Consider the following 13,742-nt stretch of genomic DNA (forward strand, 5'->3'; position numbering starts at 1 on the left):
CAATGCGCCACGAAAAAAAAGATAAGAACTTTGATCCTTCTGCAAACCAGAACCGTATAAATGAAGGAACACACATCACAGGAGATATAGACTCTAAAGGCTTCTTTAGAATTGATGGCACTATAAAAGGTAACGTAACGACGCCTAATAAAATAGTCATTGGCAAGAAAGGCCTTATTGACGGAGCGCTTACTTGTGACAATGCCGAAATAGAAGGTGCGTTTACAGGAAAACTACACGTAAAAGAATTGTTATCCTTAAAATCTACTGCCGTAATTAATGGCGAGGTTAAAGTGGGTAAACTCTCTGTAGAACCTGGCGCTATCTTTAATGCAAGTTGCGCTATGGGCAACACCCTGAGCGCGGTGAAAGCTTCGTAACAATTAACATTAATTTTCTATGCCAGATAAAGGCTCAAATAATATAAGGCGTTGGGCCGTGCTGTCTGCGATTGGTATAGAAATGGGCGTTATAATATACGTGTTTGTAAAACTTGGCGCTTGGCTAGATGCTTCATACAACTCCGGAAACAATGGCTTTATTATTGCCGCAACATTTATAGGTATTGCGATTTCTCTTTTTCTTGTAGTTAAACAAACTAATAAGCTCAACTCTTAAACCCAAATGAAAAAAGAGAGCATCACATTTTTAGCCCGCTTATTTGTTATTCTTATCTTGGTCTTTGGGATTCATGTTGCGGTCTTGCATTATTATAAACACCTGCTATTTGATAATAAAATCGTGTTGGCTTATGCAATCAATTTTGTCTTAGCTGGAGTCGTTTTATATTTAATGGAGCGGGTTATGAAATCAAAGTCATCTAAAGCGGGTCTCATTTTCCTTGTAGGGAGTGGCCTTAAGTTTCTTTGTTTCTTCATTATTTTTAACCCTACTTATAAGGCAGATGGAGCAGTCACCATCGTAGAATTTACTGCGTTTTTCGTGCCTTACCTCGTGTGCTTAATCCTCGAAGTTTTACACTTGTCAAAACAGCTTAATAATCAGACGTCTTAGGGTTCTTTTGAACGGTTGAAAATATATTTATTTTATTTTTTTATTTGTGAGGAATAACTGTATTTTTGCACCGATTTTAAGGACACTATTATCACGTTTGGTATGCAAAGAAAAATGCTTTTTACATTACTTTCAGTTTTTATGTTGGCGACAACCTTATTTTCTTGTGCAGATGCACCAGAGCAAGAGGAGGGAACTACAGAGGCAGAAAGAAAAAAAGAGGTGAGTGAATACGTTAAACATCACAACCTTGACACACATGATTTTGGTCTGTATTCTTATACAGATGATGCCGGCAAAAAGCATCATGTAGGATTTCCATTACCGGTAATTCTTTGGGAAGATGGGCTACACATTTTTTCTTCAGGATCTTTTCACCACGGAGAAAATGTAGTGGCATCTAACGGGAAACACTTCGCGCTAGATACACACTCATACAAAATTTATGAAGTCGATGGCCCGAAAGGAACCATTAACTATGATGAAGAGCATCACGCGACAAACGAGAAGCCCTTAGATTTCTCTATTACTAAAAGTGTCTTTATGATACTTGTAGTAAGCATCCTTATATTCTTATTATTTAGAGGACTAGCAAGAAGCTATGCAAAAAACGGAAGTGTGCCACAAGGCATCGGTCGTTTCTTTGAGCCTATTGTACTCTATATAAGAGATGATATTGCAATCCCAAACATAGGTGTAGAAAAACACGGTAAGTATATGCCGTACTTATTGACCATCTTTTTCTTTATATGGTTCTTAAACTTATTTGGTTTAACTCCACTAGGGGTAAATGTTACTGGTAACATTGCAATCACAGCATCCTTAGCCTTGTTTACATTTTTCCTTACAAACTTTACGGGCACAAAAGATTACTGGAGACACATTTTTGACCCACTAGGAGATACATTGCCTTGGTATGGAAAACTTGTTTTGTACATTATTCTTATCCCAATTGAAATCCTTGGTCTATTTATTAAGCCTTTCTCCTTATTAATACGTCTGTATGCAAACATACAAGCAGGACATATTGTATTAGGTAGTTTGATAGGTCTTATTTATGTATTCCAAAGTTGGTTAGGTGGTACCCTTTCATTTGGCTTATCATTTGCCATCTCATTAATAGAATTATTAGTAGCCCTGCTACAAGCTTATATCTTCACAATGTTATCTGCGCTTTACTTTGGTTTCGCTAGCGAAAGCCATGCACACGCAGAAGAGCACGAAGGAGAGGTACAGCATTTATAATAATTAATCACTAGTCTCTGAGCATAGTCGAAGGGAATGGTAACTAAGTAGAATGTTTAATTTTTAATTTATATTTATTATGGAAATCCCAGGAATCGTAGGAGCAGGTTTAATCGTAATCGGTGTTGGTATCGGTATTGGTCAGATTGGTGGAAAAGCAATGGAAGCTATTGCTAGACAACCAGAGGCATACGGAAAAATCCAAACGGCAATGCTTATCGCAGCTGCCCTTATCGAAGGTATTGGTTTTGCAGCGTTATTCGCAGCTTAATCTCACTTTTACAAGCCCATCGCTGTAACGGTTGGTTACAGCGAGGTGCTTGATTTAAATTAAACAAACAGTAAACTGAAGTGTTTATATTACTTCAGAAATTTTAAGAAATTAAAATACAGCATTAAAAATGGAAAAATTAATAGGTGAGTTTTCGTTAGGATTGTTTTTTTGGCAATCACTTCTTTTCATATTACTCTTATTCTTACTAAGAAAATATGCCTGGAAACCTATTTTAAACGCCGTAAATGAGCGTGAAGAAGGTATTAAGGATGCGCTAGCTTCTGCAGAAAATGCAAAGTTAGAAATGCAAAACCTTCAAGCTGATAATCAGAAGCTTATTCAAGAAGCACGTGCAGAACGTGAGCTTATGATGAAAGATGCGCGTGAGATCAAAACAAAAATGATCGCAGACGCAAAAGACGAAGCGCAAGCAGCGGCAAATAAAACCATTGCAAACGCACAAGCTACCATCCAAGCAGAAAAGAAAGCGGCAATTGCAGACATCAAGTCTCAAGTAGCTACGCTTTCAGTAGAGATTGCAGAAAAAGTAGTAAAGCAAGAATTATCTAACAAAGACAAGCAACTAGAATTAGTCGCTTCTATGTTAAAAGACGCTAAGTTAAATTAAGAATTAACAAGGCAACCTGTAAGGTGTTGCCGCAGGCCTTTTTATAGGTTTGTAAAAGATACCCGCATACGCGGGTAATAAATATGAGTAGTAGAGCAGCCATACGATACGCAAAAGCAGTTTTAGACCAAGCCAACGAAGCCAACATAGGTGAAGTTGTTTTTGGCGATATGAAATCTGTACACGCAACTATTGAAGGTAGTAAAGAGCTACGTAACGTGCTTAAGAGTCCTATCATTAAAGGAGAAGACAAAAAAGCAGCGTTAAATAAAATCTTTGAAAATAATAGCGAAGTAACTAAAGGTCTTATTCAGATCTTAACAGCAAACAAGCGTATCAACCTTTTAGGGGGTGTTGCTTCTAGTTATGTAAGCTTATACAACGAGAATAAAGGAGTAAAAGTAGCACACGTTACTACTGCCGTTCCACTTTCTGCAGATCTTGAGAATCAAGTATTAGCAAAGGTGAAAGAGATGACAGGAAGCAACAACGTTACGATAGAAAATAAAGTAGACGAAAGCATCGTAGGTGGTTTCATTCTTAGAGTGGGTGATTTGCAGTACAACGCAAGTATCGCCAACCAACTAGGAGCATTAAAAAGAGAATTTACAAAAGCAGTTTAATCTGAAATTTTAAAATTTCAGAAGCAAGAAAATAATAATTACAATTAACTGGTTGATTTTAGATTGAAGCTAAAATCTCAAAACTAAATAAAAATGGCAGAAGTTAAACCAGCTGAAGTTTCAGCAATTTTAAAACAACAACTAACCGGCTTTGAAGCAACAGCTTCTCTAGACGAAGTAGGAACTGTATTAACTGTAGGTGATGGTATTGCACGTGTGTACGGGCTTGCTAATGCTCAATACGGTGAATTAGTAGCGTTTGAAAATGGTATGGAAGGTATCGTTTTGAACCTTGAAGAAGATAACGTAGGAGTTGTATTATTAGGACCTTCTAGAGGTATTTCTGAAGGTGCTACTGTAAAACGTACCCAACGTATTGCTTCACTTCAAGTAGGTGAAGGTATCGTAGGTCGCGTAGTAAACACACTTGGGGAGCCTATCGATGGTAAAGGACCAATCGAAGGTAAAACATACGAAATGCCATTGGAGCGTAAAGCACCAGGGGTTATTTATCGTGAGCCAGTAACAGAACCATTACAAACAGGTATTAAGGCCATTGATGCGATGATTCCAGTAGGAAGAGGGCAACGTGAACTTGTGATTGGTGACCGTCAAACAGGAAAATCAACTGTTTGTATTGACACTATTCTAAACCAAAAAGAATTTTACGATGCTGGTGAGCCAGTATTCTGTATATATGTTGCTATTGGACAAAAAGCTTCTACAGTTGCAAACATTGCAAAAGTATTAGACGAAGCTGGAGCCTTAGCATACACTACTATTGTTGCTGCAAACGCATCTGATCCTGCTCCTATGCAGGTATATGCGCCATTTGCAGGTGCTGCGATTGGTGAGTACTTTAGAGATACGGGTCGTCCTGCATTAATTGTATTTGATGATTTATCTAAACAAGCGGTAGCATACCGTGAAGTATCACTTTTATTACGTCGCCCACCGGGACGTGAAGCATATCCTGGAGATGTATTTTTCTTACACTCAAGATTATTAGAGCGCGCTGCAAAAGTAATTGCAGATGATAAGATTGCTTCAGAAATGAACGATCTTCCAGAATCGCTAAGACCTATTGTTAAAGGTGGTGGATCATTAACAGCATTGCCTATTATTGAAACACAAGCGGGTGATGTATCTGCTTATATCCCAACAAACGTAATTTCGATTACAGATGGACAAATTTTCTTAGATGGAGATTTATTTAACTCTGGTGTACGTCCAGCAATTAACGTAGGTATTTCGGTATCTCGTGTAGGTGGTAACGCACAGATTAAGTCGATGAAAAAAGTATCTGGAACATTAAAACTAGATCAAGCAGCATACCGTGAATTAGAAGCATTTGCAAAATTTGGTTCTGATCTTGATGCAGCTACTTTAAATGTAATTGAAAAAGGGAAGCGTAATGTAGAGATCTTAAAGCAAAACGAGAATACACCATTTACGGTAGAAGATCAGATTGCAATTATCTATGCAGGTTCTAAAAACTTACTTAGAAATGTACCCGTAACGAAAGTGAAGGAATTTGAAAGAAATTACCTAGAGCTTTTAAACGCGAAGCATAGAGGTGCACTAGATACGCTAAAATCAGGAAAATTAACTGACGAGGTGATCGACACTTTAACTAGTGTAGCTGCAGATTTATCAGCACAGTACAAGAAATAATTAAATTTTAAACTCCCATTAGCTCCCCATTAGAAGGGGGTTAGGGGGATGTTAAGCCGAAGTGTTATAAATTATAACTAATTAAGAATGGCGAATCTCAAGGAAATAAGAAACAGAATATCATCCGTTGGATCAACAATGCAGATTACAAGTGCTATGAAAATGGTATCTGCTGCAAAGTTGAAGAAGGCGCAGGATGCGATTACAGCAATGCGTCCTTATTCTGAAAAATTAACGGAGCTATTACAAAACCTAAGCGCAACACTTGACGCAGATAGCGGTAGTAAATACAGCGATCAACGTGACGTTAATAAAGTATTAATCGTTTCTATAACTTCTAACCGTGGTCTTGCTGGAGCTTTCAATAGTAATATTGTAAAAGCCTCTAAAGTATTAGCAAATGAAACCTACGCTGGAAAGCAAGTAGATTTTGTAACTATCGGTAAAAAAGGAAATGACATCCTTAAAAAGGACGGAACGATTATCCATCACAATAGTGCCATTTTTGACGATTTATCTTTTGATAATTCTTCTGATGTTGCCGAAATGCTAATGGAGCAATTTGCAAACAGGAGCTACGACAAGATTGTACTCGTATATAACAACTTTAAAAACGCTGCAACTCAAATAGTGATGAGAGAGCAATTTTTGCCTATCCTCCCTGCTGCTGCAACAGAAGTGACTACAACAGTAGATTATATCTTTGAGCCATCAAAAGAAAAGATTGTAGAAGGGCTGATCCCTAAGAGCTTAAAAACACAATTGTTTAAGGCGATTAGAGACAGTGTAGCTAGCGAGCACGGCGCACGTATGACAGCAATGCACAAAGCAACAGACAACGCAACAGAGATGCGTGATGCGCTTAAATTACAATATAACAAAGCACGTCAAGCATCCATTACAAACGAAATATTAGAGATCGTTGGTGGTGCAGAGGCATTAGCAGGCTAATCTCAACTCCGCTCGATTACCGGTAAAACTTTTTAAAACCTCTCAAGTCTTCATGATTTGAGAGGTTTTTTCTTTCCCTTCCGAAATGTTCAAAACAATACAAAATCTCAATTATTCTAAACCAACAGCCAATATTATAAAAGTAACTCAGTTAAATAATTGATAACTATCTTTATACACACTAACTTAATCGCATGTCATTTCAAAAATTAATTTCAATTTTTATACTAGCGCTCACGCTCTTCAGCTTTTGCAATTGTGGTAATGCAAAGCCAGATGGTGAGTCTATACAATTTCAGCAAAACCCACCCTTTTTGATTGAAGGGGTAACCGCTCAAAAATGGATGGCCGGAATTCAAGAAGGAGGCACCGGCACCAACTTAGTCGTTCCCGTTTCACACATAAAAGAAGGGGTTGTCTTTAAGGACCTTTATTTTAGGGACCAAGTGATTGAAGCAAAGACAGACCCAAGTATCAGAGTGCGCTATAATGGATATTTTAAAGACGAAAAGAAAGATTTTGTGATGGATAGCGATTATGTAACTGAAGCACAAAACACGCCTAGAACTCCTTTCCCATTCGACTTAACAGTCAACGAAGCCGTGTTTAGTTATGCCTATCAAAACAAAGAGTTCTATTATAAAATCACTGGTGTCATAGACCTAGAGCCACTTTTCTTGCCTTCTGTAAACCCCAATGGTATTGACTAATTACAACTAGATAATAGATCTTTTGAGCCTTTATAAAAAACTCTTTCAACAAACATTTATTTACGGTCTCGCTACGGTTTTGCCACGTGCACTCGCCATTGTCCTGGTGCCTTTGTACACGTCAGTATTAGACCCTTCATCTTTTGGGGTATATGCGACTTTGATGGCCTATATTATTTTAGGTAATGTTTTGCTCAGCTATGGAATGGAAACCGCATTTTTTAGGTTTCTCAATAAAGACGGTAATAAAAAATCATTGGTGCAATCTACTGCACTTACCTCGATCACAATAACGTCTTTGGCCATTTTTGTCCTCGCATATCTACTTAAAGACCAAATAGCTAATCTCATTGGTTTTGATGAACGCTACGTCGTTTGGGCTTTACAAATTTTAGTTTTAGACGCCTTAGTAATCATCCCTTTCGTATGGTATAGGGCCAACGAAAAACCACTAAAGTATGCGTTTGTAAAAATCCTGAATGTTTGTATTAATTTAGGCTTTAATCTTTTCTTCTTGTTAGCATTACCTATACTCGACAAAGGCAATCTAGAAACTTTTTGGGGTGCTATGCGTTTGGTAGACTATCCCGTAGATTTTATTTTTAAGGCAAATATAATTGCCAGTGGTGCTACCTTATTAATGGTCTTGCCCTTATACTTTAAAATCAAGTTTAAATTTGATTATGCCCTTTGGAAACAGATGATGCGATATGCATTTCCTGTTCTTATTGCTGGGATTGCCTTTTCTATTAATGAAGCTTTTGATAAGATTCTATTAGACTATTTACTCCCGGAGGATATTGCAGAAACCGAAGTAGGCGTCTATGCCGCCTGTTACAAACTGGGTGTTTTTATGACCTTGTTTGCCACTGCATTTAGACTGGGTATTGAGCCATTCTTTTTTAATCATTCAAAGGAGGCAAATGCAAAAGAAACCTATGCGCTTATCACAAAGTACTTCACCATTTTTGGTTGTATCATTTTTCTGGTGGTAATGGTTTATATTGATTTTTTCAAACAACTCTTGATTCGTGATGAAGCTTATTGGGTAGCGCTATCAGTAGTGCCGTTTATTCTGCTAGCTAATCTTTGTTTAGGCATTTATCACAATCTTTCTGTGTGGTATAAAGTGACAGACCGCACCAAGTACGGCGCCTACATTTCGGTATTTGGCGCAATTATCACCATCGTTGTAAACTTTGCATTAATCCCCATTATAAGCTACAAAGGAGCGGCAATAGCAACACTTGCTGCCTATGGCTCTATGATGTTAACAAGCTATTTTTTAGGGCGGAAATATTACAGGGTACCTTATGAAGTCAAAAAAATAGGTACATACTTAATGGTGGCAACAGGTTTTGGCGCTGTTTCATTTTACGTTTTTGATCGAAATCTCATCATTGGAACTGCCTTATTATTGGTATTTTTGTTAGGCGTGTTCTTTATTGAAAAGAAGGAGTTAAAACAAATTATCAAAAAATAAATTTTACTCCCGTCTCAGCAACAGAAAGACTGGATGAAGCGTTAGCTCAACTAAACAAACAATATGGCCAACATTAAAATTATAAACAAGTCTTCCCATCCACTCCCTAGCTACGAGACAATCGCTAGTGCAGGAATGGATATCCGTGCAAATGTTCCAGAACCCTCAACACTAAAACCTTTGCAACGTGCCATAGTAAGAACCGGTCTCTTTATAGAATTACCTATAGGTTTTGAGGCGCAAGTTCGTCCTCGTAGTGGCCTAGCAGCAAAAAAAGGAATTACCGTTCTAAACAGCCCAGGAACCATTGATGCTGATTATCGTGGTGAGATAGGGGTCATTCTTGTAAATTTAAGCAATGAAGATTTTACTATAGAGAATGGAGAACGTATTGCTCAATTAGTAATCGCAAAACATGAGCGAGCAATTTTTGAAGAGGTAGAAGAATTATCTGAAACAAAAAGAGGAGCGGGCGGATTTGGTTCGACAGGAACCAAATAATACTGAAAAACTCAAATATTATATCCTAAATCTACAATCATAAATGAAGATCATAGTCCCAATGGCTGGCCGCGGAAGCCGTCTACGTCCACATAGTTTAACAGTACCAAAACCACTAATTCCTGTCGCTGGAAAACCTATCGTTCACAGATTGGTGGCAGATATCGTTGGTGTATTAAATCAGGACATTGAAGAGATTGCTTTCATTCTTGGTGATCCTGCTTTCTTTGGAGACGACGTTGTAGAAAGTTTAAAGGACCTCGCGAGAGAACTAGGTGCAAAACCTAGTATATACCGTCAGCTCGACCCTAAAGGAACTGGACACGCGATTATGTGTGCAGCCCCTTCTTTAAGTGGCCCTGCTGTTATAGCATATGCAGACACCTTGATCCGTGCAGATTTTGACTTAGATAAGGAAGCAGATGCTGTAATCTGGACAAAACACGTTGAAAATCCTTCGGCGTATGGTGTGGTAAACTTGAATGAAAAAGACGAAATTATCGAGCTGGTTGAGAAACCTGAAACCTTCGTAAGTGATCAAGCCGTAATCGGTATTTATTATTTCAAGGACGTTTCGGTGTTGAAAAAAGAATTACAATACGTATTGGACAATAACATCATTAATGGCGGAGAGTACCAGATTAATGATGGTATCAAGCGAATGATGGCAGATGGGAAAATCTTTAAAGCGGGCGCTGTAAGTGAATGGATGGACTGCGGAAATAAAGAAGTAACCGTTGAAACGAATCGCAGAATGCTCGGTTTTCTTGCCGACGCAAACGAGCCGCTCATTTCAGAAAATAGTACTGTGGAGAATTCAGAGATTATTCCTCCTTGCTTTATTGGGGATGGCGTGGTTATAAAAAATAGTGTTATTGGACCCTTCGCATCCATCGGGAAAGGCACAATAATTGAAGACAGCACATTGAAAAACAGCATCATACAAACCAGCACAACAATTAAAAATGCTGCTTTAGACAATGCAATGATCGGAAACCACGCACATTTTGACGGGAAGTTTACAAACGTGAGTATCGGTGATTATTCACAGTTGAAATAAAAGAATAAGACAAGCTACGCTCCCTCTGGGAGCGTCAAACTTTTCAATCAGCCTTTTCGGTTGAGTAGATAAAGTTTTGCGAGGGGTTTTCAGGGATAGTCGAGACGCACAAGCTATAAGGCGAATCAGGCTTTGGAAAAGGACTAGACAATAATTATATGAAAAATAACATTCTTACATACGTATTCATCTTCTTACTGCCACTGTTGGGGTTCGCGCAAGAAAACCTAGGTGATGCCCCTGCGGATGATTTAGGAGATGTTACAGACGCGTTTCAAGAGGCCTTTTTTGAAGCACTTAAACAAAAGGGTATCGAGAATTATGAGTTAGCTTTAAATGCACTAGATGAAGCAGAACGCGCTGCCCAAGGGGATCAAGAACAACTAGCAGTCGTCTATTTTGAAAAAGGTAAAAACTTAGTCTCTCTTAAAAAATACAATGCGGCAGAAGTCCAATTTGAAAGCGTACTCTCTTCAACACCTGACCAACTAGATGTCATGGAGTCTTTGTACAATGTCTATTATTTACAGCGTAATTATGAAAAAGCAATCCCGTTGGTAATAGTACTTATAACAAAAGATCCAGATTATAAAGAAGACCTAGCAAGCCTTTATTTACGAACGCAGCAATACGATGAAGCGATTGTTATTCTAGATGAGTTAGATCAAGATTTAGGAGAAAGTGCCTATAGAAACACTTTGCGAAAATCTGTCTATAGAGCAACTGGCAATAATGAGCAACAAATAGAAAAACTTGAAACTCGTGTAGACGCAAACCCAAAAAAAGAACAAGATTATTTAAGTCTCATCTACTTATATAGTGACGAAGGAAATACAGAAAAAGCATTTGAAACAGCTAAAGAGCTCTTAAAAAACCAACCAAAAAGCGAGATGGTTCATCTTGCACTTTACAAATTCTATCTAGATGCCGGTTTAACAAAAGAGGCAATTATGTCTATGGAGCTTGTTTTTGAATCTCAAAAAATAGACAAAGAAAGTAAATATCGCGTGTTAGGTGATTTTATTTCGTTTGTGGATACGCACCCAGAATTTGAAAAAACACTTGAGAAAACTGTCCATGACTTTTCAGAAGAAAACGGGGCGGTATATGAAAAACTAGGAGACTATTACGTGTCAAAAAACCGTAAAGAAGAAGCTATAGCTGCTTATAAAAAAGGCTTGGCAAATGATGCGGATAATTATAGCTTGCTCAAAAACACACTGTTGATATTAATCAACCTTGGGCAATTTGACGAAGCAGCTACTTACAGTAGCAGCGGGCTCGATATTTTTCCTGCACAGCCTTTACTTTATTTATTGAATGGGGTTGCAAACATAGGCCTACAGAATACAGATAAAGCTATTGAATCACTTGAAACCGGCGTGGACTACGTGGTGGAAAACGACGCCTTAGAAAAAGACTTTTTTACACAACTAGAAAAAGCATATGCCCTTAATGGTAATATTAAAAAAGCAGCGGAGTATGCTAAACGGGCTGCTTCCATCGTTATCAACTAATATGAAGCAAACCCACATCATTATTTTAGGCTTTTTGAGTCTTTTACTTAGCGCCTGCGGAGGGGTTAAGCCTGTTACGGGTTCTAGTACTGCAGACAACTCTCTTGCGGCAAAAGCGATTATTGCCTCCCACAATAATGCCGAGCCTACTTTCAATACACTCGCCGCTAGGATGTATGTTGCTTATGAAGATGAGAAAAAATCTCAAGGTATTACCATAAGTCTGCGAATGCAGAAAGATGAAAAAATATGGATTAAAGCCTCGCTGCTTGGCGTCACCATTGCAAAATCGCTCATTACAAAAAACAGTGTTCAGTATTACGAAACCATCAGCAACACTTATTTTGATGGGGATTTTGAACTTTTAAGCAACTGGTTAGGCACCGATATTAATTTTGAAAAAGCCCAAGCCATATTACTGGGGCAGTCCGTTTTTAGCCTAAGTACAAATAACTATACAACGGCCGTTGTAACCAACAAATATAGACTCCAACCTAAAAACCCTTTGGGTGATTTTTACTTTTCTGTTCTATTAAATCCTGATACCTTTAAGGTCTCACATGAAAGCGTTTCTCAACCTTCGGAAATGCGTCAACTTGAAGTTCAGTACGGGCAATACCAAACAGTTGATGGCCAATTATTTCCTACTACACTAGAAGTAAACACAGAGGATGAAGGCAAAAAAACTAAAATCGAAATGGAATACAGAAAGATAGACCTCAACCCTGCTATTAACTTTTCATTTAATATCCCAAACGGGTATACACCAATAGAACTTTAGACCTTGAGCAAACACATCTATATAGTATTCTTTCTTTTTCTTCTAGCTGCCCAAGGATTTGCTCAGGTAGATAAGCAAAAGAATCTTGAGCGAAAACGCCAGAGCATCCTCAATGAAATTAAGCAAATCGAGGTTGTCCTATTTAAGACTCGTGGAGAGAAAAAGTCCCTCTTAACAGAAGTAGAAGATATTGATCAGCGCATTTCGGCAAGGCAAAACCTTATTAAGGTAACAAACCAACAGGCAAATTACCTGTCAAGAACCATCAATAATAATCTGGCTCAAATGGAGCAACTGCGTGAAGAGCTCAGAGCGCTCAAGAAAGATTATGCAGCGATGATCAACAAATCGTATAAGAGTAAATCACAACAAAGCAGGGTCTTGTTTCTACTATCATCAGAGAGCTTTTTACAAGCGTATAAGCGCATACAGTATATGAAACAGTATACAGAATATCGCAAAAAGCAAGGAGTGACTATCAGGGAAAAGTCTGATAAGTTAATGACCATCAACACAGACCTCATCGCCCAGCGTAAACAAAAAGATGTGCTCATTTCAGAAAACAAGAAAGAAAAGAAAAAGCTAGAAGCAGAGCGTAAATCTCAAGAGTCACTTGTTGCCACGTTAAAGAAGGATGAAGGGAAGTTTGCGTCCCAAATAAAAAAGAAACAAAGAGAAGCAAGCAAGCTCGATAAAGAAATAGATGACTTAATAAAGGCTGCTATAGCAAAAGCCAACAAGGGAACTTCAGTAAAAGGAAATACAGTTTCAACAGCCTCTAGAGATCTTTTTTCGATGACACCAGAGGCGAGAGAACTCGCTAATAGTTTTACGAGCAACAAGGGAAAACTTCCTTGGCCAGTAGAACAAGGCGTAGTTGTGGGGAAGTTTGGAACTCATAAAGTGCCTTCAAACCCTAACCTTACACGCTCTAATAGTGGTGTAGAAATCGCCACTCAAGAAGACGCAATAGCACGCGCCGTATTTAATGGCGAGGTGATGGAGGTACAACAGATTAAAGGGTCTAATAAAGTGGTCATGATACGTCACGGTAATTATATCTCTATTTATAGCAACCTTTCTGGATTGAAAGTAAAAAAAGGTGATAAAGTAACCACAAAACAACCCTTAGGTACCGTTTCTAAGAATGCTGCCTCTGGGCGTTTTTTAATGAAATTTTATGTCTACAAAGACGGGAGCAAATTAAACCCTGCAGATTGGATTTTTAGAATGTAAGTAACCTTGCTAGTGCTCAGAAAAAAACAAAGGATTACACATCAA

General features: G+C 38.2%; 16 protein-coding genes. All 16 read left to right on the forward strand.

Features of this window, described 5'->3' with window-relative positions; all coding sequences use genetic code 11:
• Window positions 1-2: 2 nt before the first annotated feature.
• The 16 genes from ABXT71_RS03775 (at window position 3) to ABXT71_RS03850 (ending at window position 13,697) form a co-directional block, all read left to right on the forward strand.
• Window positions 3-380 (forward strand): bactofilin family protein, encoded by a 378-nt coding sequence (locus ABXT71_RS03775; RefSeq protein ID WP_415372516.1) that lies wholly within the window; start codon window positions 3-5, stop codon window positions 378-380.
• Between the two features lie 19 nt (window positions 381-399).
• A complete protein-coding gene (locus tag ABXT71_RS03780) occupies window positions 400-618 on the forward strand; it encodes an AtpZ/AtpI family protein (protein WP_415372517.1) in 219 nt (72 codons plus the stop codon).
• A 6-nt stretch (window positions 619-624) separates the two neighbouring features.
• The gene (locus ABXT71_RS03785) at window positions 625-1,014 is read left to right on the forward strand and encodes a hypothetical protein (RefSeq protein ID WP_415372518.1); all 390 of its coding nucleotides are present in this window, start codon (window positions 625-627) and stop codon (window positions 1,012-1,014) included.
• Between the two features lie 102 nt (window positions 1,015-1,116).
• Window positions 1,117-2,259, forward strand: a complete 1,143-nt coding sequence (atpB, locus tag ABXT71_RS03790; protein WP_415372519.1) for a F0F1 ATP synthase subunit A — start codon at window positions 1,117-1,119, stop codon at window positions 2,257-2,259.
• A gap of 79 nt (window positions 2,260-2,338) precedes the next feature.
• On the forward strand, window positions 2,339-2,530 hold the full coding sequence (gene atpE / locus ABXT71_RS03795) for an ATP synthase F0 subunit C (RefSeq protein ID WP_415372520.1): 192 nt from the start codon (window positions 2,339-2,341) through the stop codon (window positions 2,528-2,530).
• Between the two features lie 130 nt (window positions 2,531-2,660).
• Window positions 2,661-3,161 (forward strand): F0F1 ATP synthase subunit B, encoded by a 501-nt coding sequence (locus tag ABXT71_RS03800; RefSeq protein WP_415372521.1) that lies wholly within the window; start codon window positions 2,661-2,663, stop codon window positions 3,159-3,161.
• 83 nt (window positions 3,162-3,244) lie between these two features.
• Window positions 3,245-3,784: an ATP synthase F1 subunit delta gene (gene atpH, locus ABXT71_RS03805; RefSeq protein ID WP_415372522.1), complete on the forward strand. Its 540-nt coding sequence runs from the start codon at window positions 3,245-3,247 to the stop codon at window positions 3,782-3,784.
• Between the two features lie 93 nt (window positions 3,785-3,877).
• Window positions 3,878-5,458, forward strand: a complete 1,581-nt coding sequence (gene atpA, locus ABXT71_RS03810; RefSeq protein WP_415372523.1) for a F0F1 ATP synthase subunit alpha — start codon at window positions 3,878-3,880, stop codon at window positions 5,456-5,458.
• Window positions 5,459-5,545: 87 nt separating this feature from the next.
• On the forward strand, window positions 5,546-6,409 hold the full coding sequence (gene atpG, locus ABXT71_RS03815; RefSeq protein WP_415372524.1) for an ATP synthase F1 subunit gamma: 864 nt from the start codon (window positions 5,546-5,548) through the stop codon (window positions 6,407-6,409).
• 194 nt (window positions 6,410-6,603) lie between these two features.
• Window positions 6,604-7,119 (forward strand): hypothetical protein, encoded by a 516-nt coding sequence (locus ABXT71_RS03820; RefSeq protein ID WP_415372525.1) that lies wholly within the window; start codon window positions 6,604-6,606, stop codon window positions 7,117-7,119.
• Between the two features lie 22 nt (window positions 7,120-7,141).
• Entirely contained in the window at window positions 7,142-8,602 is a 1,461-nt protein-coding gene (locus ABXT71_RS03825; protein WP_415372526.1) for a lipopolysaccharide biosynthesis protein, read from the forward strand.
• Window positions 8,603-8,665: 63 nt separating this feature from the next.
• Window positions 8,666-9,103 carry a dUTP diphosphatase gene (gene dut / locus ABXT71_RS03830; RefSeq protein ID WP_415372527.1) on the forward strand — a complete coding sequence of 146 codons (438 nt, stop codon included), beginning with the start codon at window positions 8,666-8,668 and terminating at the stop codon, window positions 9,101-9,103.
• Window positions 9,104-9,146: 43 nt separating this feature from the next.
• On the forward strand, window positions 9,147-10,163 hold the full coding sequence (locus tag ABXT71_RS03835) for a sugar phosphate nucleotidyltransferase (protein WP_415372528.1): 1,017 nt from the start codon (window positions 9,147-9,149) through the stop codon (window positions 10,161-10,163).
• A gap of 158 nt (window positions 10,164-10,321) precedes the next feature.
• Window positions 10,322-11,680 carry a tetratricopeptide repeat protein gene (locus ABXT71_RS03840; RefSeq protein ID WP_415372529.1) on the forward strand — a complete coding sequence of 453 codons (1,359 nt, stop codon included), beginning with the start codon at window positions 10,322-10,324 and terminating at the stop codon, window positions 11,678-11,680.
• A gap of 1 nt (window position 11,681) precedes the next feature.
• Window positions 11,682-12,461 carry a DUF4292 domain-containing protein gene (locus tag ABXT71_RS03845; RefSeq protein ID WP_415372530.1) on the forward strand — a complete coding sequence of 260 codons (780 nt, stop codon included), beginning with the start codon at window positions 11,682-11,684 and terminating at the stop codon, window positions 12,459-12,461.
• Between the two features lie 3 nt (window positions 12,462-12,464).
• Window positions 12,465-13,697: a murein hydrolase activator EnvC family protein gene (locus ABXT71_RS03850; protein WP_415372531.1), complete on the forward strand. Its 1,233-nt coding sequence runs from the start codon at window positions 12,465-12,467 to the stop codon at window positions 13,695-13,697.
• Window positions 13,698-13,742 lie beyond the last annotated feature (45 nt).

Origin of the sequence: Patiriisocius sp. Uisw_047, assembly GCF_047730165.1 — a bacterium.
In the GTDB taxonomy this organism is placed as follows: domain Bacteria; phylum Bacteroidota; class Bacteroidia; order Flavobacteriales; family Flavobacteriaceae; genus Patiriisocius.

What these genes read in the sequence shown, in the direction of transcription:
- ABXT71_RS03775 (WP_415372516.1), top strand. Translation starts at nt 3, where the DNA reads ATGCGCCACGAAAAAAAAGATAAGAACTTTGATCCTTCTGCAAACCAG.
- ABXT71_RS03780 (WP_415372517.1), top strand. Translation starts at nt 400, where the DNA reads ATGCCAGATAAAGGCTCAAATAATATAAGGCGTTGGGCCGTGCTGTCT.
- ABXT71_RS03785 (WP_415372518.1), top strand. Translation starts at nt 625, where the DNA reads ATGAAAAAAGAGAGCATCACATTTTTAGCCCGCTTATTTGTTATTCTT.
- atpB (WP_415372519.1), top strand. Translation starts at nt 1,117, where the DNA reads ATGCAAAGAAAAATGCTTTTTACATTACTTTCAGTTTTTATGTTGGCG.
- atpE (WP_415372520.1), top strand. Translation starts at nt 2,339, where the DNA reads ATGGAAATCCCAGGAATCGTAGGAGCAGGTTTAATCGTAATCGGTGTT.
- ABXT71_RS03800 (WP_415372521.1), top strand. Translation starts at nt 2,661, where the DNA reads ATGGAAAAATTAATAGGTGAGTTTTCGTTAGGATTGTTTTTTTGGCAA.
- atpH (WP_415372522.1), top strand. Translation starts at nt 3,245, where the DNA reads ATGAGTAGTAGAGCAGCCATACGATACGCAAAAGCAGTTTTAGACCAA.
- atpA (WP_415372523.1), top strand. Translation starts at nt 3,878, where the DNA reads ATGGCAGAAGTTAAACCAGCTGAAGTTTCAGCAATTTTAAAACAACAA.
- atpG (WP_415372524.1), top strand. Translation starts at nt 5,546, where the DNA reads ATGGCGAATCTCAAGGAAATAAGAAACAGAATATCATCCGTTGGATCA.
- ABXT71_RS03820 (WP_415372525.1), top strand. Translation starts at nt 6,604, where the DNA reads ATGTCATTTCAAAAATTAATTTCAATTTTTATACTAGCGCTCACGCTC.
- dut (WP_415372527.1), top strand. Translation starts at nt 8,666, where the DNA reads ATGGCCAACATTAAAATTATAAACAAGTCTTCCCATCCACTCCCTAGC.
- ABXT71_RS03835 (WP_415372528.1), top strand. Translation starts at nt 9,147, where the DNA reads ATGAAGATCATAGTCCCAATGGCTGGCCGCGGAAGCCGTCTACGTCCA.
- ABXT71_RS03840 (WP_415372529.1), top strand. Translation starts at nt 10,322, where the DNA reads ATGAAAAATAACATTCTTACATACGTATTCATCTTCTTACTGCCACTG.
- ABXT71_RS03845 (WP_415372530.1), top strand. Translation starts at nt 11,682, where the DNA reads ATGAAGCAAACCCACATCATTATTTTAGGCTTTTTGAGTCTTTTACTT.